Here is a 19,123-nt window from a genome sequence, read left to right on the forward strand (position 1 = left end):
GGCGAGTTCAAATTAAAAAAGCACGGTGGTGAGCCGTGCTTTTTATCAGTCTTTCTGTGTGTTGTTAAGCCAAAACTTCGGCTTTAACGATCAATACATCTTCTTTTGGTACGTCTTGGTGGAAACCGTTGCTGCCGGTTTTCACTTTTTCGATTGCGTCAACGACGTCTTGGCCTTCAACGACCGCGCCAAATACCGCGTAGCCCCAGCCTTGCGCTGTTTTGCTGCGGAAATTCAGGAAGTCATTGTCAGCGGCGTTGATAAAAAATTGCGCCGATGCTGAGTGTGGATCTGGCGTGCGTGCCATCGCGATGGTGTAAATATCGTTTTTCAGACCGTTATCCGCTTCGTTTTGAATGCTCGGACGTTTGTCTTTTTTCTCTTTCATGCCTGGCTCAAAACCGCCGCCTTGGATCATGAAACCATCAATCACGCGGTGGAAAATCGTGCCATCGTAGTGGCCAGACTGAACGTATTGCAAGAAGTTCTCTACGGTAATCGGCGCTTTTTCGGCGTTCAATTCCAGAACGATATCGCCTTTGCTGGTGCTGAGTTTTACTTTAGACATGGTTTTCTCCTGTGGATTGATCTGCTGAATCTGTTCGGTTTTATTTACCCGCTTTGCTGGCCTTTGACGCGACTTTAGAGGCGGTCTTTTCGGCTTTGGCTGGCAGCTCTTTGGCGCTGATCAGCACGATATTTTCTGCTGGACGATCTCCAGGAACGGTTGGCGCTTTGGCGATTTGATCAACCACATCCATCCCGCTAACGACTTTAGCAAATACGGTATAGCCCCATTTATCGAATGAAGGGTAGTTCAATGAATCGTTGTTCACCAGATTAAAATAGAACTGGCTGGTGGCCGAGTGGGGGTTGCCAGTGCGCGCCATTGCGATGGTGCCGCGATCATTTTTCAAGCCTTTTTCCAGCGCTTGTTTGGCTTCGTTCTCAATCGGTGCTTTGGTTGGTTTTTGCTCTAGGTTGGTGTTCATGCCACCGCCTTGCACGACGAAATCTTTAATCACGCGGTGGAAAATCGTGCCGTCGTAATGTTTGCTATTCACATATTGCAGAAAATTAGCCACTGATTTGGGCGCCGCCTCAGGGTAAAGCTCGATGACGATTTTACCTTTGGTGGTGGTCATTTCTACTTGGGGGTTGGCAGCAAAAGTCACCATGCTGGTGAAGGCGAGAGCGGCGGCAGCAATAAAGCGTTTCATTGATATTCCTACTTGCAGTGCAATTTGAAGGATTTTTAAGCTAGGGGTGAAAAATATCAACGAATCATACCACGGTGGCGGTGTAGAATTGTGCGTCTGATGGAGTCCACCTATGTTCAAATTACCTAGCATTGATCAAGTTATTGGCGAATTCGATACCGTATTGCGCACTCTGGCTGCGCCTGCGGGCAGTGTGCGGCCGCATCCGGATCGTGATCTGGCTGAGGCCGAATTGAGCGAGGCTGAAAAAGCCCATGCAGCCGGTTTAATGCGCGTGAATCATTGTGGCGAAGTGTGCGCACAAGCACTGTATCAAGGCCAAGCCTTGACTGCGCGTGACCCGGCGGCCCGCGATGCGCTCAAACAAGCGGCGGCCGAAGAAGTTGAACATTTGGCGTGGACGCGCCAGCGCTTGGATGAGCTGGGCAGCCATCGCAGTTTACTCAATCCAGTTTGGTACGCCGGCTCATTCGCGATGGGCGTGACTGCGGGTTTGGTGGGCGACAAGTGGAATTTGGGCTTTTTGGCTGAGACTGAACGCCAAGTGACCGCGCATCTGGAAAGCCATTTAGACCTACTGCCTGAGCAAGACGCGAAAAGCCGCGCGATTGTGAAACAAATGGCGATTGATGAAACCAGCCATGCCGAGCAAGCGGTGGCGCTGGGCGCAGCTGAATTGCCGTTGCCAGTAATGAAGCTGATGAGTGCCACGTCCAAAATCATGACCAGCTTATCTTATCGCATTTAAATTAGACTGTTTATTGTTGTGTTGGGGTATATCCTTCCAGGCCTTTATCAGAGTGGCTTTGATGGGTATACCCTTTTTTATGCGTTATTTCGATTTAAAGCATGCAATCTTCATATTGGTTTGATCGGATAAAAAATACCGTTTGTCGTGTGTACTAATACCTTGTTGATTACAGTCAAGAACTGCTTGTAAGCAAAGTGGCACTCTAGCTCTAACGCCAAAACCTTTACAACAAAGGCGGCGTATTTTGGAGTGACGGAGGTCATAATGGCTAAAAATAGATGGTTAATGGCTGCAGCTGGGGTGGGGATTCATATCTCAATTGGCTCTGTGTATGCATGGAGCGTTTTTTCTAAACCGCTAATGGCGCAATTTGGTTGGAGCTTGAAAGAAGTCGGCTTCACCTTTGGTTTGGCCATTTTTATGCTCGGGATGTCCGCTGCGGTGATGGGACACGTGGTGGAAAAACGCGGCCCGCGCTTCTCCGGGACGATTTCCGCACTATGTTGGTCGATCGGTTTGCTAGGCTCTGGGTTTGCCATTTCAATTGGTAATCTATGGATGCTGTATCTGTGCTACGGCGTACTCGGTGGCGTGGGGCTCGGGACTGGTTATGTCACTCCAGTTTCAACTTTAATGAAATGGTTCCCGGATCGTCGTGGCTTGGCCACTGGTTTGGCGATTATGGGCTTTGGTTTCGCGTCTTTCCTCGGCGCGCCCTTGATGGCTGAGTTGATTCAAACCGTTGGGATTGCCAATACGTTCTATACCTTGGGTATTTTGTATGCGGTGGTGATGTTGGCTTCAGCGCGTTATCTTGAGCCACCTCCTGCTGGCTGGAAGCCCGCTGGTTTTGAAGAGAGTCTAGCCAGTGGTAAAGCCAAAGTGGCGATGGATCTGATGCCGATGACTGCGAATGAGGCGGTGAAAACCAAACCATTCTACGGTTTGTGGATCATGATGTTTATTAACATCACTTGCGGTATTGCGGTGATTTCGGTGGCCTCGCCGATGACACAGGAAGTGACTGGCATGAGCCCATTGGCGGCAGGTGCCGTGGTCGGTTTGATCGGCTTGTTTAATGGTGGTGGCCGCCTTGTATGGGCAACATTGTCAGATTATTTGGGGCGTCCAAGCACATACATCACTTTCTTTGCGATTGAAGTCGTTGCGTTCTACTTCTTGCCTTCAATGCGCGACGCAATCATCTTCCAAGCTGTGCTGTATCTGATCATGACTTGTTATGGCGGTGGCTTCTCAACCTTGCCAGCGTATATCGGCGACTTGTTCGGTACTAAGCAAGTGAGTGCGATCCACGGTTATGTGTTGACTGCATGGGCGATGGCCGGTTTGGTAGGGTCTTCATTCGCATCCTTCCTGCGTGAAGCATCAGGCAGCTACGCGGCGATGACCGTGGTGTTTGCTGGGATCTTCTTGTTTGCCTTGGCCGTATCAATTGCGATGAAAGTGTTTGTAACTCGCGAACTGGCCAAAAAACAAGCGAGAATTGGTAATGCGGCTTTGGGTGCAGTAGGTCAGTAATCAGTGAAGTTTGATTTGGAACAAAAGAGCCGATAATTCGGCTCTTTTTTATTGGTATTTGTTAATTTTGGGCATTTATTTTAATAGTGCGAAGCCTAGAATATGATCTCCGCATGTCTTGTTGGTATTTTTAAAAATGGCCGCAACGAATATTCTTAGTCCCGATCATTTAGTTAATTACATTGATGAAGCCGCCGTCACCAAAGTGGCGTTGAGGCCGCCACGTTTGTTGGTGATGGCTTTTCTCGGCGGCATTTTTATCTCGCTGGGAGCCTTATTGTCGGTCGTTGTGGCGGGTGGGGCGATTCAGCTCTTGGCGCAAAATCCAGGGCTGGATAAATTGCTGTTTGGCGCGGTATTTCCGATTGGCTTTATTGCCGTCGTTTTAACTGGTGCGGATTTATTTACCTCCAATTGCGCCACCCAAATGGTGCCATGGTATCGCCGCAAGGTGAAATTACCCGAGGTGGCGCGTGTCTGGGGTGTGTCGTATGCGGGTAATTTGATCGGAGCCTTATTTGCTGCTTGGGCTTTTGCACATATGACGGGTTTGCTCGCCGCCAATCAACCGTGGACGCCGTATTTAATTAATTTAGCCGAGCATAAAGTGCATCAGCCATTTCAGGTGGTGTTTATGAAAGGCGTGCTGGCCAATATGTTGGTGTGTGTGGCTGCTTGGCAGGGTTATTCGGCCAAAGATACTTTAGGGCGCATGGTGGGGATCTGGGCGCCAGTGATGACCTTTGTGGCGCTGGGAATGGAGCACAGTATTGCGAATTTATTCTTTGTGCCTGCGGCAATTTTGGCGGGGGCAGACATTACCGTTGCTGAGTTTTTGAGTGGGAATTTATTGCCAGCCACCTTGGGTAATATTGTTGGCGGTGCGCTACTCATCGGCTTGCCATATGCATGGTTGTATTCTGAAACAGAGGGTAAAGTAGACTCTCCTACGGAAATTGATTTGCCATGAATCAGTCAACACACTTAGCCGCCGAAGCGACGCGTTATCATCCAACCTCAATTCTAATGCACTGGCTTACCGTATTACTGGTGCTGGGCATTTTGGCTGCTTTGGGGGCTGCACACTGGCTTGGCCGTGGGAGTGCGATGTATGCGGGGCTGATGCAGCTGCATTCAATTTTAGGGCAGGCAACCTTTATCGTTACTTTGCTGCGCTTACTTGTACTGAATTACTACGGTGCACCCAAGCCTTGTGGCGTGGATGAATCGCAAGTGCTCGTCGCCAAAGTAATGCATTCATTACTGTATGGTTTGATCGGCTTTTTGGCATGTAGCGGTATTTTATTGAGTATTTCGTATCTGGCTGGGCAACAGATGGTTGGTTTTACTATTCCAATGACCTTGAATTCTCAGGCGATGGGCTTGATTCGCCAGTTGCATGGTTTAGTGGCGATGGGCTTTATTTTCATCGCTTTTGCCCATGCGCTCTACGCTGGGGCGATGCATTACTTTGCGGGGCAGGTGGCCTTGCGTCGCTTGTCGGTGCGGGACTTGAAAGTGGTCGACGCGATTACTGCGCCACAAGTAGATGCAAAATATATCCAATTCGAGCAGGAGCGAGCCTAGTGTATGGTCAGATCGGTTAATCAGCGCTTTATTGCGATTATTGCTGGCGCTGTCTCTGCATTACTAATCATTGGCCTGATCGGCGTGCTTAGCACTCGCCAGATGGCCGATGAGCTGGAGTATACCGACGAGAGTATTATCCGCAGTTTGGCTATTTTATCGGGCATTGAGCGCGATTTTCTCTTGATTCGCGTGAATGCGCTCTATCACCTTTCGTATGCTGAGCAAGGCAAGAAAGCGCCGCACGAGGCGACGATACGGCACAATATTGCCGAAACGCAGTCGCTGCTCGACGAATATCAACGCACATTAGTGGTGAATGCGCGCGATAAAGAGCTAATCGAGCAAGATATCCAATTATTTAATGTGTACTTAGCCGCGCTAGATAAGGTGCTGTTGCATTCCAACGCCAACCAGAAAGAAGCGGCGGTGGTGGTAGTTGAGAGCGAGTGGAAGCCGGCAGGAGAGCGTTTAACGACGGCTTTGGCGCAGCATGCGCACTTCAAAGAGCAGTTTGTCGAACAGGCGGTGCAAAAATCGATGGAGTCAGGACGGCGCCAGACTTGGTTGATTGTGCTGCTAACGATTTTGGGTATTGTCGCGGTGGTGGCGGCGGCCTACTTTTTCCGTAAAAGCCTGCTCGCCACGCATCAAACGCATTAATTAAAGCAATTAATTCGCTTCAAGCACTTCAAAGTCATGCGTAATGGGCACAACTTGACCCAGCATAATTGAGGCTGAGCAGTATTTCTCTGCCGATAGCTTAATTGCGCGTTCAACTACTTCGGGCTTGAGTGCTTTGCCCGTCACAATAAAGTGCAGATGGATTTTGGTGAAGACTTTTGGGTCGGTTTCTGCACGCTCGGCATCCACTTCAACCACGCAGTCGCGTACATCAGCACGCCCCTTTTTCAAGATATGAATCACGTCATAGGTTGAGCAACCTGTCATTCCCATGAGCAGCATTTCCATGGGGCGAGGGCCTAGATTGCGCCCTCCGCCAGAAGGCGGGCCATCCATCAATACAGCGTGACCTGACTCAGAGGTCGCTAGAAAACTTACTTCTTCTACCCATTTGACACGAACTTTCACGTGTATCTCCTTTTGGCCTTACGCCGCGATTGTGCTGATATGCCGGTTATTTTAGCGGGAAATCTGCTTAAATGCCCGTTGCGTTAGCATTGTTTCTAATTTGGTGCATCCTCTTGTCGCGATGCACCAAATCCACTTGCCTTACATAAAGATGTCATGGATAATCCAATGTGACATCAGGCCTGCTTGGTGTCGTCTCCTCCATCCTCCATTTTTGGTGGATTTCGCGCAATCTGGGTCACACTAGATTGCGTTTTTTTTGCCGCCTGTGAATGTTTGCGGATTGTTTGCATAAACTCTTTGACAGGGTGGCAACTTGTTCGTTAGAATTCTCGACTTTCTCAAAATCAAAAACGTGGACTAGCAGTCATGAAAACCTTTTCTGCCAAGCCGCACGAGGTGAAGCGCGAGTGGTTCGTTGTGGACGCCACAGACTTAGTGCTGGGCCGTCTCGCTGCCGAGATCGCCAAACGCCTGCGTGGCAAACATAAAGCTGAATACACCCCGCACGTCGATACTGGCGACTACATCGTTGTGGTAAACGCAGACAAGCTCCGCGTTACTGGCGATAAAGCTACATCGAAAAAATACTACCGTCACACGGGTCACCCAGGTGGTATCTACGAGCGTACCTTCACTGAAATGCAAAATAAATTCCCTGGCCGTGCTTTGGAGTTTGCCGTTAAAGGTATGCTTCCAAAAGGTCCGTTGGGCTACGCAATGATCAAGAAGATGAAAGTTTATGCTGGCAGCGAACACCCGCACGCCGCGCAAGAACCTAAATCTCTTGCTATCTAAGCAGAACTAAAGGAATTGCATCATGGTAGGTAAATACAACTACGGTACTGGTCGTCGCAAGAGCTCTGTAGCTCGTGTGTTCATCACCAAAGGTACTGGCAATATCGTGGTAAACGGTAAAGATCTGGATCAGTACTTCGCTCGCGAAACTGGCCGCATGATCGTTCGTCAGCCACTGGAAATCACTAGCAACCTCGAAGCTTTTGACATCATGGTAAACGTAGCTGGTGGCGGCGAGTCTGGCCAAGCTGGTGCGGTTCGCCACGGTATCACTCGTGCTCTGATCGAATTCGATGCAGCTCTGAAGCCAGCATTGAAATCAGCAGGTCTGGTTACTCGTGACGCTCGTGAAGTTGAGCGTAAGAAAGTCGGTCTGCGTGGCGCTCGTCGTCGCAAACAGTTCTCAAAACGTTAATTCGTTTTTGGTTCTGCTCAGAAAGCCATCCTTCGGGGTGGCTTTTTTATTGCCTATCGTGCGCAAAATGAGCGTTTTTTTCGTCCTGCGCCTGTCTCTGTAAGGCTTTTTGTTTTATGATCATGCTGACATTTTCACGGGGGTTAGGCATGATCAAGGTAGGGATTGTTGGCGGTACTGGATACACTGGGGTTGAGTTATTGCGTTTGTTGTCTCGCCACCCCGATGTGCAATTGCATGCCGTAACGTCGCGCAAAGAAGCGGGAATGAAAGTCGCAGAAATGTTCCCTAGCCTGCGTGGCCGCGTTGATATCGCGTTCTCTACCCCTGAAGAAGCCCAACTGACCGAATGTGACGTTGTATTCTTTGCCACGCCGCACGGCGTAGCAATGGCGCAAGCACGCGAATTACTCGACGCGGGCGTCAAAGTCATCGACTTGGCGGCTGATTTCCGCCTGAAAGACCCGGCTGAATTCGCTAAATGGTACGCGATGGAGCATAGCTGTACCGATCTGCTCGCTGAAGCCGTGTACGGTTTGCCTGAAGTGAATCGCGAAGCGATCAAACAAGCGCGTTTGATCGGCATGGCGGGCTGCTACCCAACTTCAGTGCAGCTTGGCCTGTTGCCGTTGATTGAAAATGGCGCGAAATTAATTGAAACCAGCGGCATTATCGCCGACTGCAAATCGGGTGTTTCTGGTGCTGGTCGTAAAGCCGAAGTCGGTACTTTGTTTGCCGAGGCGGGCGACAATTTCAAAGCCTACGGCGTCAAAGGCCACCGCCACTCGCCAGAAATTATGCAAGGCTTGTCGGCAATTCACGGCGCGCCCGTTGAATTGACTTTCGTGCCGCACCTCACGCCGATGATCCGCGGTATTCATTCAACGATTTACGCGCGCTTAACCGAAGCGGGTAAAGCGGCTGATATCCAAAAACTATTCGAAGAGCGTTTTGCTGGCGAGCCATTTGTTGACGTGATGCCAGCGGGCTCTTGCCCAGAAACGCGCTCAGTGCGTGGCAGCAACACAGCGCGGATTGCGGTGCATCGTCCAGGCAACGGCGACTTGCTGGTGATCTTGGTGGTCGAAGACAATCTAGTGAAGGGCGCTTCAGGCCAATCGGTGCAAGTGATGAACTTGATGTTTGGCTTGAATGAACAGCACGGCCTCGATGTCGTGCCATTGTTGCCATAAGCCTCAATGCCGATTAAACGCCTGTATCGTGCCCATCGGGCGCGGCTGACTGCCGCGCCTTTAACGCTTCGTCCGCAAGAAACGTGGCGTGGTAAATTGCTTAGGTGGGTATTGCTCTGTTGCTTAATGCTAGCAATTCTCATGGCCGGATACTGGCTTGGGTATCGACAGTTTTTATCAGAGCAAGCACAGACGCAATCGCAGCACCAAACCGCCACGCATAAAGCGCAGGCACAAATTGCCTCTTTAACAGCTTCAGCGGCTCTGTTGACGCAACAGGTTACGATCCTAACGTCAGAGCGTGATGCCCTTGCGCAAGCGCAAAAGCAAGCGCAACAAGACGTTGCGGCAATGCGTGAGACGCTGTCGTTTTTTGAGTCTTTATTGCAAAGCAACGATAGATCACGTATTGCGAGTTTCGTAGCCTGCGATTTGCAACCGCTTGAACCGGGGAAATTTCGCTATCGATTGTTGCTGGTGCAAGGCACGAATCGCACCGACGAATTGCTTGGTCGCCTGCAGGTGAATTTGCAGTTTCAGGCAGATGGAAAAAAAGCGCGCATCAGCCAAGGGCAAGCCCCGATTATTAAAGTCCAAGCCCGGCACTATGCCAAGCTAGAGGGCGAATTAACGCCACCTGCTGGTGCAAGTAATCTGGCGATGGACGTGCAATTCTTTGGCGAGCAAGGCAATCAGGTTTTGGCGAGTTGTCAGAAAAAAATATAAGGAGACGTGATGTTTAGCAAGAAAAAAGGCAGCACCAAAATTGATAGCCTGATCGGGCACGGCACCACGCTGACGGGTGATGTGCAATTTGCCGGTGGTTTACGCGTAGATGGCGTGATTATCGGCAATGTGAGCATGGCCGATGAAAAAAATGGCACCTTGGTCGTGAGTGAAAAAGCGCGCATTGAAGGCAAAGTACAGTGCAGCCATTTAATTCTAAACGGTGAAATTCGCGGCCCGATTGAAGTGAGTCATTACGTCGAGCTGCAAGCGAAATCACGCATTGTTGGCGATTTGGCGTATAAAACTTTGGAAATGCACCCTGGTGCAGTGATCGAAGGCCATCTGGTGCATGTCCACAATGGCAAGCGCGAAGAAGTTTCGCCAGCCGATGTGCCGCGCACCGAGCCGAAAAAAGCGTAAATTTGCGCTGAAGGTGATTGTGCCAATTGACCTTGTTGCCGTTGCAGCGGATAATTCATACTGTTTTAGTCAACTATTATTTTCGGAGCTGTGATGACTACCGACATGCCAATGCCTTTTATTTTCACCGATAACGCGGCAGCGAAGGTGAGTGAGCTAATCGCCGAGGAAGGCAACCCAGATCTGAAATTGCGCGTCTTTGTGACGGGTGGTGGCTGTTCAGGCTTCCAATATGGCTTTACGTTTGACGAAATCGTCAACGAAGACGATACGCCAATTACCAAAAATGGCGTGACTTTGCTGGTTGACCCGATGAGCTATCAATACCTTGTTGGCGCGGAAATCGACTACGTTGAAAGCTTGGAAGGCTCTCAATTCACAATTAAGAACCCGAACGCACAATCAACCTGCGGTTGTGGCTCTTCATTCTCGGTTTAAGCGACACAATGGCAATGAAAAAGCGACCTGATGGTCGCTTTTTTTATGACAACAAGGATTAAGAATGGGCTCCATTGCGGTTATGCCATTTAGTGCTGAGCTTGATCTGAGTGGCGTCTCTACTTCTTTAGATGAAACCCAGGTCGCACGATTGGCGCAGATTACTCACTCGGAGCGCAAGAAGCAGTTTTTAGCTGCTCGCTACCTCGCGATTGAATTATTGCGCGAGCAAGGCGTGCAGACTGAGCTAGGGGCCCACGACTCTGGTCGTCCATACGCGAAGCATTGGGTCAGTGCCGAGGGTGTATCGTGGACTCACAATCCACACTGGGTGGGGGCTGCCTTGGGCGCAGGCCGAGTCGGCATTGATATTGAATCTGTGCGTCCGGGGCGTAATGTTATTGCGATTGCCGAGCAATATTTCAGTCCCAATGAAGTGCGCTATTTGCAGAGTTTGGTGGGGCAAGAGCAAACCACGATATTTTACTTATTGTGGGTGGCAAAAGAAGCGTTGTTAAAGGCTTTGGGGACGGGCATTGTTGGTGGTTTGGCTCGTTTTGAGTTATTTCAGCAGCAAAATACATGGTACTTTAACTGCTTAGAGCGTGAAAACTGGTTTTTACAAGTTTGGCAATTAGATCTGCATACTTACTGCTCCGTTGCGAGCGATACGCGGCAATCTTGGTCGTTTGACTGTGCGACGGCGCTTTCGGTGTTGGAAATCAGTTGTTAATTGAGTTGTGCACTTAGCAACTTGCGGGATTGAGTTCTATAAATAGACCATCTGAATAATGGGCGACTAAGATGGTAAAAATTCCAAGTAGCGGCTCAGCGGCGCTCAACCCTGACTTGAATTGGAGTCAGGTGCAGGAAACGATTTTGATGCTTGGTATCGTTGTTGCCCAAGTTCGCCATGCGATGGAAGACAGTAGCGCTTCGCTGAATACCTTAGCCAATTCATTTTCTGCCACCGCCGCACATATAGAAGCGTTTAAAGAGGCCTTGCTGGAGGTTGGGCAGCAGCTACCCGCAGAAATAAATGTTGAAGCACGTGTGGCGGAAATTAATGAGCAAAATATTAAATCGGTTATGGCGTTTCAGTTTTATGATCGCTTATCCCAGCGGTTGGAGCACGTGTGCGGCACGGTGAGTGCGCTGGCCGAATTGGTCGCAGATCGGCAGGCGATGTTTATTCCGTCGGAGTGGCTGAAATTGCAAGAGCGTATTCGTTCGCAGTACACGATGGAGCAAGAGAAAATGCTCTTTGATGCCATTCTAAAAGGTGTGCCGATTAATGAGGCAATTGAACTGGCGGGTTCGGTGAAATTGGCCAATACCAGTTCGAAATATGACGATATTGAGTTGTTTTGATCTTGATTTTTACAATGAAAAAGCCGCCCATTATGGCGGCTTTTTCACGTCGCTTGAAAGCTAAATCACGCTGAAGGCTAGCATCCCGACACCAGCACCTGTTGTGCCAAGTATCGTTTCCATCACCGACCAAGTTTTTAAGGTCTGTGCTTCATTCGCGCCGGTAAATTTACCAAATAGCCAGAATCCTGAATCATTTACGTGGCTGAGTACGATTGAGCCGCCGGCAATGCAAATAGACAACGCCGCCAACTGCGCGCCGGAATAACCAGCCAATTCGATCACAGGCAAGACCAAGCCAACCGTCGTCAAACAAGCCACTGTGGCTGAGCCTTGAATCACTCGTACTGCGGCGGCAAGAACAAAGCAGGCTAGTGCAATTGGCAACCCTGCACCGATCAACGCGTTGCCCAGAGCGGGGCCGACGCCAGAATCAACCAATACTTGTTTAAAGACACCACCTGCGCCAGTGACTAGCAGGATAATGCCAGCAGGTTGCAATGCGGCGCTGCATACTTCCATGACTTTATCGCGGCTCATCCCACGGCGCAGCGCCAAGCCATAAATTGCCAATAAACACGCCAGCAAGATTGCTGTGAATGGGTGACCAATCAATTGCAGCCAAGGATAAACCGCACCGGCTGGGTCAACAAAACGCGCCGCGATCGTTTTCAAACCGACCAGCAGTAGGGGAAAGAGTACCAGCGAGATGCTAAAGGCAAACGACGGCATTTGCCCTTTGCCAAGGCTAGGCTCGTTGACATCGGCGGGCAAAGGCAGTGAAACGTATTTGCTGATAAAGTTGCCGTAGATCGGGCCAGCCAGCAACATGCCTGGAATCGCAGCCGCTAAGCCAAGCGCGATCATCCAGCCAAAATCCGCGTTCATTTGCGAAGCCAGCAGCATCGCCGTTGGTCCCGGCAGTAAGAATGCTGCAGAAGCCGCGACACCAGCAAACAGCGGAATTGCCAGTTTAATTACATTACCACCAGTACGGCGCGCTACGGCAAATACGACACCAATCAGCAAAACAATCGCCACGTCGAAAAACAGCGGTAGCGTACAAATCAAACCGGCGATACCCAGCGCGTAATTGGCACGGCTATGACCGAATTTGTCGAGCAATTTCACCGCAATTTGATCGAGTGCGCCCGTTTCGTGCAAAATTTTGCCAAACATGGCACCGAGCGCGACGACAATGGCCAAAAAGCCCAAAGTGCCACCCATGCCTTTTTGCATCGTATCGGCGATTTTTTCGATCGGCATGCCAGAGAAAATCCCTGCGCCAATTGAGACCAACATCAGCGCAACAAAGGCGTGTAGACGTGCTTTCATCACCAAAAATAGCAGCAACAATACTGAGCCGATGGCAGTGAAAATCAGTGTGAACGTTTCCATGCTATTTCTCCTGCGCCAAAATAATGGCTTTCGCAGCTGCCACAACGTCTGCTAAAGGCGGGGTAATATCCACGCTATGCACATCGGTTTCGCTTGAATCAGGTCGCTCTAAAGTGGCAAATTGTGACGTGAGCATGCCTTCCTTTTGAAAATGTCCTTGACGTTGGCGTAGGCGTTCGGCGATCAAATCGTACTCACCGTCGAGGAAAATAAACGCCAAGTTGGGGTTACCTGCACGCAAGCGATCTCGATAGGCTTTTTTTAGCGCCGAGCATACGATGAGAGACACTGCATTGGTGCGTTGCATTGCAAACGCGGCATCGTTTAACGCAGCGAGCCATGGCGCTCTATCGTCGTCGTTGAGCGGCTGACCTGAGGCCATTTTGGCGATATTGGCGCGTGAATGAAGAAAATCTCCATCGAGCAAGGCTGCGTTTAATTGCTGAGCCAGCGCGGTGGCAACGGCCGATTTACCGCAGCCTGAGACGCCCATCAGGACGTAAATTTTAGCGTTATCCATAAAATCGACTCCCATCGATAAGTGTTGTTACTGGTAACATGTTATGGGTAACATTTTGCCTTGAGCTGCGATGTAGTTGCAATGGCTTTTGCTACATATTTGATTTAAATCAGACTAGGAATTGTACTTATACGAGGAAATGATAAGCGTGTTTTGATGTATATTGCTGCAAGCCATTATTTATATTGGTTGCAGATAAATACCTGTTTAGGTATTTGGTGTACTGTTTAAAGGCTGCCGCCTAAAAACAATTCAAAGCCAAGATCGAGTACAGCTTGATCAATCTGTTCACCGTTAATGCGAGCAATTAAGCGCTGCGCAGATTGGCGTCCAATTTCATGGCGCGGCGTCATAATACTCGCCAACTGCGGCTGCAGTGCCAAACCAATGTCTAGATGATTAACACCAGCAATGCTTAAATCGCGTGGAATCTGCAAGCCTTGCGCTTGGGCGGCCAGTAGCGCGCCAGCGGCGATATCGTCGTTGGTGCAGAATAAACCGTCCACTTCGGGTACTCCACGCTGCGCTTGGGTTAAGAGTTGTGCGCCAAGACTAAAGGTCGACGATGCATTCGTTTGTACGATTTGGCAGGGCAAATTGGCCTGTGTCATTGCTTGCCGATAACCTTGTTCCCGAAGCTGGGTTCGATAATCAAGGCGGGCGGCCAAATAGACAATATGGCGACGCCCACGCGCAATCATTGCCTCGACCATCGCATACGCTGCAGCGGCATGATCGAGCCCGACGGCTTGATCAATGGGTCGTGCGGGTAGCTCCATCATTTCAACGACAGGAATATTCGCGACTTCCAGCATTTTGAGCGTGCGCTCGGTATGCTGCGATTCGGAGAGCAGCAAGCCATCGATGTGAAATGACAATAGTTGCTCGATCTGTTGCTCTTCGCGCAGCATATCGTAGCCGTAGTGGCCATATAAAATGTGATAACCGGCAGGGAAGGTGATTTCTTCAATCCCTTGTGCTACCGCGCTAAACACCTGATTCGACATCGAAGGCAATAGCACGCCAATTGCGCGGCTGCGATCATTCGCCAACATTTCGGGCACGCGACTGGGAATATAGCCCAGCTCAGCCATGACTTGTGTAATGCGCGCTGCCGTTGCGGGCGCAACGAGCTCGGGCGAGCGTAAATAGCGACTGATCGTCATTTTGGACGTGCCTACCCGATCGGCAACGTCCTGCATTGAAGGGCGGCGTGGTTTATCGTTCATCAGTATTATTTTGCGCTGCGGATGGATTGACCGCTGCAGATTGATTGCTGCAAATGGGGCAAGCGGGGTCTTTTTTGTAGCGCATTTCGCGCCAGCGCGCAGTGCGAGCATCGTAGAGCTGCAAGCGGCCACGCAATACTTCGCCGCAGCCGGAAATCACTTTCAGCGTTTCAGCCGCTTGCGCCGCGCCAATAATGCCAACGAGCGGTGCAAAGACGCCAAAAGTCGCGCAAGGGCTGTCATTGGCGTCGCCATCTTCGCCAAACAGACAGTGGTAGCACGGCGCACCGTCGACGCGTGAGTCAAATGTGGTAATTTGGCCATCAAAGCGTACGGCCGCGCCTGAGACTAACGGTTTTTTTGCTTCAACGCAGGCACGGTTTACGGCGTGACGCGTTTCGAAATTATCACAGCAATCAACCACAACATCGGCTGCGGCGACTAATTGAGCCAAGCGTACCGCGTCAGCGCGTTCGCCAATCGCATTGATCGTAATGTGTGGATTAAGTGCGCTGAGCGTGGCTTTGGCCGATTCGGCTTTATTACTGCCAACACGCGCTTCGGTATGGACAATTTGGCGCTGTAGATTGGTTAAGTCAACGTCGTCATCGTCGATAATCGTTAACGTGCCCACGCCAGCGCTGACCAAGTAAAGCGACAGGGGAGAGCCCAAGCCCCCAGCACCGATCATCAGCACATGCGCGGCACTGATTTTTTCTTGGCCTTCGATGCCAAGTTCGTCGAGCAAAATATGGCGGCTATAGCGCAGCAGTTGTTCGTCATCAAGCTCAATCTGGGCGCTGCGAGTCGGGCAAAATGTCATGATGGGGCCGCCACAAAAGAATAAGCCCCGATTATAACAATCGGGGCAGGGCTTGGCTTAAGCGATATCAAAAGTCGATTGCGCAATTATAAATAGCGGCGCAGCTCTTCAGGGGTGTCGTCATGGTCGCCGTGCGGGTGTTTTTCCCATACTTTGACGTAGACATCACGGCTTTTAATATTGTGTTCAGGGATCGCGCGGTTGTCGTAATGCACTTCTTCGCAGTAATGTACTAAGGCACGTTTAATTTTTTGCAAAATGCTGTTGTCCAGATGAAAGCCGGCTTCTTGCAAGCGTGTTTCCAGCTCAATCAATGTATGTTGATCGATGTGGTATTGCACGCTAATACGATGCTGGCGGACAAACACTTGGCATTCGACGCCTGCGATGCGATTGAGTAATCGAGCGGCTTGGCTGGCTTGCTCTAGCGGATGTGCGCTAAAAACAATGTCGCGATGTTTAATCTCGTCATGATGGTGTTTCATGGCAGCCCCTTATCGATAAGTCTTATCGTTGTTTTAGATTAAACCTTTTTTCACTTTTGTGCAGCAGGTTTTTGGGGCTTTGGGCTGAAATATTAAATTATAAAGCTGGTTCTCAATACCTTAGCTGGTATTGGTTTGGGGTGATTATTTTATAAGGCTAAAAATAAAATACCCCTTAGTCACTTGCGTGATTAAGGGGTAGATGTTGTTGCGTGTACTTACTTGCTAGCTGGTTTATTCAGGAGCAATTGCTGCACTTTCAGTACGTTCAAAGCTTGTTGCAATTGGTAGTCAGACTTCGATACCAATTCACGTGGGTTTTCTTCGCTTTCCACTTCGCTACCCACTTTGGTGCTGGGCTTGGCTGGCGCTTTAGTCGTGTTGCTTGGCGCTGGTGTGGCTTTGCCTGCGTCTTTGTCGGTAGGATTATCGAGGTGACGACCCAAATCGGCTTCGCGCAGACGGAAACCATTGTCTTCTTTGCCGTTAAGTGTTGCTTCTTCAACGACGATATCTGGCGTAATACCTTTGGCTTGAATTGAGCGGCCATTTGGCGTGAAGTAACGTGCAGTTGTTAACTTCAGTGCGCTCTTGGCATCGATTGGCAAAATGGTTTGTACCGAGCCTTTACCAAAGGTTTGTGTGCCAACTACCAGTGCGCGTTTATGATCTTGCAAAGCACCCGCAACGATTTCAGATGCCGAGGCTGAGCCACCATTGACTAGCACAACCAGTGGCACCGATTTCACGTCTTTCGGCGTGGTTTTGAAATAGTCTTTGCCGGCATCACGCTGATAATATTGCGGGCTTGCGGTCAGCTTAATTTTTGCATCTGCGGTGCGGCCTTCGGTGTAAACCACCAATACGTCTTTCGGCAAGAAGGCGGCCGATACACCGACGGCACCATCGAGCAAGCCGCCCGGATCGTTACGTAAATCCAGCACCAAGCCTTTGAGTGGCGCTTTGTTTTCTTTGTACAAAGCTTCAATTGCTTGGGCGAGGTTTTCCGTGGTTTTCTCTTGGAACTGCGTAACGCGGATATAGCCGTAGCCGGGCTCGGCTAACTTGGATTTCACGCTTAGCGTTTTAATGATCGCGCGTTTTAAATTCAGCACCAACGGTTTTGATTCACCTTTACGCAATACCGTTAGCGTCACGCTAGTGCCAGGTTTGCCGCGCATTTTCGACACAGCTTCATTCAAGGAAATGCCCTGGACTTGCAAATCATCAATTTTAACGATGTAGTCGCCAGCCTTAATGCCTGCACGATACGCTGGCGTGTCTTCAATAGGCGATACGATACGAACGAGGCCGTCTTCCATATTCACTTCAAGACCCAAGCCACCAAACTCGCCTTGGGTGCTGGCTTTCAGATCTTTGAAGTCATTTTCGTCCAGATAGCTTGAATGCGGATCGAGCCCTGACACCATGCCTTTAATCGCTTCATTGATCAGTTTTTTATCTTCCACTGGTTCAACATAGCTTTGTTTGATCAGGCCAAACACGGTAGAAAATGCGCGTAACTCATCAATCGGTAGCGGATTGCTACTGGCTTCTTTATCTGCCGTAGCAGTCAGTGAAAGGCTAAGTACGGCGCCGAGACCGGCACCCGCAGCCAAAAGGCTAATTTTTTGCCAGCGGCTGTATGGCTTGTTAGGCATCCCAAGTTTCCTGTTCGTGCTTGTTATTTGGCCCACTGCAATGGATCGAGTGGACGACTGTTATATCTGATTTCGAAGTATACGCCAGATTCTGCCATGCCACCGCTATTGCCAACGGTAGCAATTACATCACCGGGTTTAACGCTATCACCAACGCGTTTAAGTACGCTTTCATTGGCACCATATAAACTCATATAGCCGCCACCATGATCGATAATCATTAAGTTACCAAAACCGCGTAGCCAATCGGCAAAGACCACCCGACCACTGGCAATGGCGTGTACTGACTGACCATTATTGGCCTTGATCATCAAGCCTTTCCATGTGCCACCTTCACCGCGTGGCGCACCAAACTTACCAATAACAGCACCTTTAACGGGTAGACTTAACTTGCCTTTGAGCGAGGCGAAATTAGCCCCAGCAAGTGCTGGATTCGGTAAGTTTTCATTGATTTGCGTCGCTTCTTCTTTTGGTTCTGGCTCAGGCGTTGGCGCAGGGCGGCCAGCGGCTTTCGCTTCTTGAGCTTGCTTGGCTTGACGTGCCGCGCGCTCGGCTTTGGCACGGGCTTGTTGCTCTGCCCGTTTTTTGGCTTCTTGGCGTTGTTTTTCTAGCTGGCGAGCGCGTTCGGCCTCTTGCTTTTTAATCAGCGCATTGAGGCGTTCGGTTAGCTGAGTTAGACGCTTTTCATCGGCGGCGAGTTTTTGAATTTGATTTCGCTGGTCGGCGATTTCTTTTGATAACTGGTTAACTACGGCTTTTTTCTCTTGCTGCTCATTCACCAATTGCTCGCGCTGGATTTGTTTATTGCGGGCAATTTCTTGTAATTGCGCGTTTTTTTGCTGGATTTCTTCGGCTAATTGATTGAGTTGTTCCAGCTGAGTTTCAAGCTGCGTCGCCAATTGTTGTTGCGAGCGTGCCAAATGCTTGTAATACGTTAAGTCACGACTAACTTGATTGGGGTCTTTTTGGTTTAATACCAAACGCCAAGCTTCAAGCTGGCCTAATTTGTAGCGACTTTTTAATAATTCGCTCAGGCGACTCTGGCTGGCACGAATGCTAATGCGGGTGCGGGCGATGTCCGCTTCCAATTGCGCGAGTTCATTCGCTGTTAAGGCTCGTTCGTGAGCTAGTTCGCCCAGAACACGATTGGCTTCGGAAATCGATTTTTCTGATTCTTTCAGGGCATCGGCCGCTTCGCTACGCGAAGACTCATTGGCGGATAATTCTTTTTGTAATTGCTGGATTTGGCCGCGCAGATCTTTCAGCTCGGCTTGTTTGGCTTCTTTTTCTTTAACGCTGGCATTGGGCGCCTTAGTCGCAGCGGGCGCAGCGACTAAGGACGTACTGGTCACGAGGCCAGCAGTAATCAGCGAAACAAGTAAACGTACACGCACAGCTTTAACTCAGAGTCCTGTCAGAGTGCATAACTTTACTTGATTCGTCCAATTCCCTAA

Annotated in this window: 23 protein-coding genes; 13 read left to right on the top strand and 10 right to left on the bottom strand. The window is 49.9% G+C overall.

Annotated elements, in window-relative coordinates:
- Positions 1 to 64 precede the first annotated feature (64 nt).
- Positions 65 to 568 (bottom strand): peptidylprolyl isomerase, encoded by a 504-nt coding sequence (locus NT239_13105; protein XGA70696.1) that lies wholly within the window; start codon positions 566 to 568, stop codon positions 65 to 67.
- A 40-nt stretch (positions 569 to 608) separates the two neighbouring features.
- Positions 609 to 1,178 carry a peptidylprolyl isomerase gene (locus NT239_13110; GenBank protein XGA72812.1) on the bottom strand — a complete coding sequence of 190 codons (570 nt, stop codon included), beginning with the start codon at positions 1,176 to 1,178 and terminating at the stop codon, positions 609 to 611.
- 154 nt (positions 1,179 to 1,332) lie between these two features.
- Between NT239_13110 and coq7 the strand changes: the two genes are divergently transcribed.
- The 5 genes from coq7 to NT239_13135 all read left to right on the top strand — a co-directional run bounded on the left by coq7 (position 1,333) and on the right by NT239_13135 (position 5,760).
- Entirely contained in the window at positions 1,333 to 1,968 is a 636-nt protein-coding gene (gene coq7, locus NT239_13115) for a 2-polyprenyl-3-methyl-6-methoxy-1,4-benzoquinone monooxygenase (protein XGA70697.1), read from the top strand.
- 267 nt (positions 1,969 to 2,235) lie between these two features.
- The gene (locus NT239_13120) at positions 2,236 to 3,510 is read left to right on the top strand and encodes an OFA family MFS transporter (GenBank protein ID XGA70698.1); all 1,275 of its coding nucleotides are present in this window, start codon (positions 2,236 to 2,238) and stop codon (positions 3,508 to 3,510) included.
- A 136-nt stretch (positions 3,511 to 3,646) separates the two neighbouring features.
- Positions 3,647 to 4,480: a formate/nitrite transporter family protein gene (locus tag NT239_13125; protein XGA70699.1), complete on the top strand. Its 834-nt coding sequence runs from the start codon at positions 3,647 to 3,649 to the stop codon at positions 4,478 to 4,480.
- Positions 4,477 to 5,097 (top strand): cytochrome b/b6 domain-containing protein, encoded by a 621-nt coding sequence (locus NT239_13130; protein XGA70700.1) that lies wholly within the window; start codon positions 4,477 to 4,479, stop codon positions 5,095 to 5,097. The genes NT239_13125 and NT239_13130 overlap by 4 nt, the downstream gene beginning before the upstream one ends.
- A gap of 3 nt (positions 5,098 to 5,100) precedes the next feature.
- On the top strand, positions 5,101 to 5,760 hold the full coding sequence (locus NT239_13135; protein ID XGA70701.1) for an MCP four helix bundle domain-containing protein: 660 nt from the start codon (positions 5,101 to 5,103) through the stop codon (positions 5,758 to 5,760).
- Between the two features lie 9 nt (positions 5,761 to 5,769).
- On the opposite strand, the gene NT239_13140 is transcribed toward NT239_13135, so the two are convergent.
- Positions 5,770 to 6,189, bottom strand: coding sequence for an OsmC family protein (locus NT239_13140; GenBank protein ID XGA70702.1), 420 nt, complete (start codon positions 6,187 to 6,189; stop codon positions 5,770 to 5,772).
- Positions 6,190 to 6,558: 369 nt separating this feature from the next.
- On the opposite strand from NT239_13140, the gene rplM reads away from it, so the two are divergent.
- The 8 genes from rplM to NT239_13180 all read left to right on the top strand — a co-directional run bounded on the left by rplM (position 6,559) and on the right by NT239_13180 (position 11,553).
- Positions 6,559 to 6,987: a 50S ribosomal protein L13 gene (gene rplM, locus NT239_13145; GenBank protein ID XGA70703.1), complete on the top strand. Its 429-nt coding sequence runs from the start codon at positions 6,559 to 6,561 to the stop codon at positions 6,985 to 6,987.
- A gap of 22 nt (positions 6,988 to 7,009) precedes the next feature.
- Positions 7,010 to 7,402: a 30S ribosomal protein S9 gene (gene rpsI, locus NT239_13150; protein ID XGA70704.1), complete on the top strand. Its 393-nt coding sequence runs from the start codon at positions 7,010 to 7,012 to the stop codon at positions 7,400 to 7,402.
- 149 nt (positions 7,403 to 7,551) lie between these two features.
- On the top strand, positions 7,552 to 8,595 hold the full coding sequence (argC, locus tag NT239_13155) for an N-acetyl-gamma-glutamyl-phosphate reductase (protein XGA72813.1): 1,044 nt from the start codon (positions 7,552 to 7,554) through the stop codon (positions 8,593 to 8,595).
- A 126-nt stretch (positions 8,596 to 8,721) separates the two neighbouring features.
- Positions 8,722 to 9,321 (top strand): hypothetical protein, encoded by a 600-nt coding sequence (locus NT239_13160; GenBank protein XGA70705.1) that lies wholly within the window; start codon positions 8,722 to 8,724, stop codon positions 9,319 to 9,321.
- A gap of 9 nt (positions 9,322 to 9,330) precedes the next feature.
- Complete coding sequence (locus tag NT239_13165) at positions 9,331 to 9,744, top strand: polymer-forming cytoskeletal protein (protein ID XGA70706.1); 414 nt, start codon at positions 9,331 to 9,333, stop codon at positions 9,742 to 9,744.
- Positions 9,745 to 9,837: 93 nt separating this feature from the next.
- Positions 9,838 to 10,182, top strand: a complete 345-nt coding sequence (gene erpA, locus NT239_13170) for an iron-sulfur cluster insertion protein ErpA (protein ID XGA70707.1) — start codon at positions 9,838 to 9,840, stop codon at positions 10,180 to 10,182.
- Positions 10,183 to 10,246: 64 nt separating this feature from the next.
- Complete coding sequence (locus NT239_13175) at positions 10,247 to 10,915, top strand: 4'-phosphopantetheinyl transferase superfamily protein (GenBank protein ID XGA70708.1); 669 nt, start codon at positions 10,247 to 10,249, stop codon at positions 10,913 to 10,915.
- A gap of 71 nt (positions 10,916 to 10,986) precedes the next feature.
- Positions 10,987 to 11,553: a hypothetical protein gene (locus tag NT239_13180; GenBank protein ID XGA70709.1), complete on the top strand. Its 567-nt coding sequence runs from the start codon at positions 10,987 to 10,989 to the stop codon at positions 11,551 to 11,553.
- Between the two features lie 60 nt (positions 11,554 to 11,613).
- On the opposite strand, the gene gntU is transcribed toward NT239_13180, so the two are convergent.
- From gntU to NT239_13215, 7 genes are all read right to left on the bottom strand, one after another.
- Positions 11,614 to 12,951: a gluconate transporter gene (gene gntU / locus NT239_13185; protein XGA70710.1), complete on the bottom strand. Its 1,338-nt coding sequence runs from the start codon at positions 12,949 to 12,951 to the stop codon at positions 11,614 to 11,616.
- A gap of 1 nt (position 12,952) precedes the next feature.
- Positions 12,953 to 13,471, bottom strand: coding sequence for a gluconokinase (gntK, locus tag NT239_13190; GenBank protein ID XGA70711.1), 519 nt, complete (start codon positions 13,469 to 13,471; stop codon positions 12,953 to 12,955).
- Between the two features lie 227 nt (positions 13,472 to 13,698).
- Positions 13,699 to 14,700 carry a substrate-binding domain-containing protein gene (locus NT239_13195; protein XGA70712.1) on the bottom strand — a complete coding sequence of 334 codons (1,002 nt, stop codon included), beginning with the start codon at positions 14,698 to 14,700 and terminating at the stop codon, positions 13,699 to 13,701.
- Positions 14,690 to 15,523, bottom strand: a complete 834-nt coding sequence (gene moeB / locus NT239_13200) for a molybdopterin-synthase adenylyltransferase MoeB (protein XGA70713.1) — start codon at positions 15,521 to 15,523, stop codon at positions 14,690 to 14,692. Before moeB ends, NT239_13195 begins: the two co-directional genes overlap by 11 nt.
- Positions 15,524 to 15,609: 86 nt before the next feature.
- A complete protein-coding gene (locus NT239_13205) occupies positions 15,610 to 16,008 on the bottom strand; it encodes a hypothetical protein (GenBank protein XGA70714.1) in 399 nt (132 codons plus the stop codon).
- 218 nt (positions 16,009 to 16,226) lie between these two features.
- Complete coding sequence (locus tag NT239_13210; protein ID XGA70715.1) at positions 16,227 to 17,669, bottom strand: S41 family peptidase; 1,443 nt, start codon at positions 17,667 to 17,669, stop codon at positions 16,227 to 16,229.
- Between the two features lie 23 nt (positions 17,670 to 17,692).
- On the bottom strand, positions 17,693 to 19,063 hold the full coding sequence (locus tag NT239_13215; protein ID XGA70716.1) for a peptidoglycan DD-metalloendopeptidase family protein: 1,371 nt from the start codon (positions 19,061 to 19,063) through the stop codon (positions 17,693 to 17,695).
- Positions 19,064 to 19,123: the final 60 nt, after the last annotated feature.

Source organism: Chitinibacter sp. SCUT-21 (assembly GCA_041874755.1).
Classification (GTDB): Bacteria; Pseudomonadota; Gammaproteobacteria; order Burkholderiales; family Chitinibacteraceae; genus Chitinibacter.

Excerpts from the sequence above, each read along its gene's own strand:
- NT239_13105 (XGA70696.1), bottom strand. The coding sequence starts at position 568 with ATGTCTAAAGTAAAACTCAGCACCAGCAAAGGCGATATCGTTCTGGAA.
- NT239_13195 (XGA70712.1), bottom strand. The coding sequence starts at position 14,700 with ATGAACGATAAACCACGCCGCCCTTCAATGCAGGACGTTGCCGATCGG.
- NT239_13205 (XGA70714.1), bottom strand. The coding sequence starts at position 16,008 with ATGAAACACCATCATGACGAGATTAAACATCGCGACATTGTTTTTAGC.
- NT239_13125 (XGA70699.1), top strand. The coding sequence starts at position 3,647 with ATGGCCGCAACGAATATTCTTAGTCCCGATCATTTAGTTAATTACATT.
- moeB (XGA70713.1), bottom strand. The coding sequence starts at position 15,523 with ATGACATTTTGCCCGACTCGCAGCGCCCAGATTGAGCTTGATGACGAA.
- NT239_13175 (XGA70708.1), top strand. The coding sequence starts at position 10,247 with ATGGGCTCCATTGCGGTTATGCCATTTAGTGCTGAGCTTGATCTGAGT.
- rplM (XGA70703.1), top strand. The coding sequence starts at position 6,559 with ATGAAAACCTTTTCTGCCAAGCCGCACGAGGTGAAGCGCGAGTGGTTC.
- NT239_13120 (XGA70698.1), top strand. The coding sequence starts at position 2,236 with ATGGCTAAAAATAGATGGTTAATGGCTGCAGCTGGGGTGGGGATTCAT.
- NT239_13110 (XGA72812.1), bottom strand. The coding sequence starts at position 1,178 with ATGGTGACTTTTGCTGCCAACCCCCAAGTAGAAATGACCACCACCAAA.
- NT239_13160 (XGA70705.1), top strand. The coding sequence starts at position 8,722 with ATGCTAGCAATTCTCATGGCCGGATACTGGCTTGGGTATCGACAGTTT.
- coq7 (XGA70697.1), top strand. The coding sequence starts at position 1,333 with ATGTTCAAATTACCTAGCATTGATCAAGTTATTGGCGAATTCGATACC.
- gntK (XGA70711.1), bottom strand. The coding sequence starts at position 13,471 with ATGGATAACGCTAAAATTTACGTCCTGATGGGCGTCTCAGGCTGCGGT.
- NT239_13130 (XGA70700.1), top strand. The coding sequence starts at position 4,477 with ATGAATCAGTCAACACACTTAGCCGCCGAAGCGACGCGTTATCATCCA.
- argC (XGA72813.1), top strand. The coding sequence starts at position 7,552 with ATGATCAAGGTAGGGATTGTTGGCGGTACTGGATACACTGGGGTTGAG.
- NT239_13165 (XGA70706.1), top strand. The coding sequence starts at position 9,331 with ATGTTTAGCAAGAAAAAAGGCAGCACCAAAATTGATAGCCTGATCGGG.
- rpsI (XGA70704.1), top strand. The coding sequence starts at position 7,010 with ATGGTAGGTAAATACAACTACGGTACTGGTCGTCGCAAGAGCTCTGTA.
- NT239_13180 (XGA70709.1), top strand. The coding sequence starts at position 10,987 with ATGGTAAAAATTCCAAGTAGCGGCTCAGCGGCGCTCAACCCTGACTTG.
- NT239_13210 (XGA70715.1), bottom strand. The coding sequence starts at position 17,669 with ATGCCTAACAAGCCATACAGCCGCTGGCAAAAAATTAGCCTTTTGGCT.
- gntU (XGA70710.1), bottom strand. The coding sequence starts at position 12,951 with ATGGAAACGTTCACACTGATTTTCACTGCCATCGGCTCAGTATTGTTG.
- NT239_13135 (XGA70701.1), top strand. The coding sequence starts at position 5,101 with ATGGTCAGATCGGTTAATCAGCGCTTTATTGCGATTATTGCTGGCGCT.
- erpA (XGA70707.1), top strand. The coding sequence starts at position 9,838 with ATGACTACCGACATGCCAATGCCTTTTATTTTCACCGATAACGCGGCA.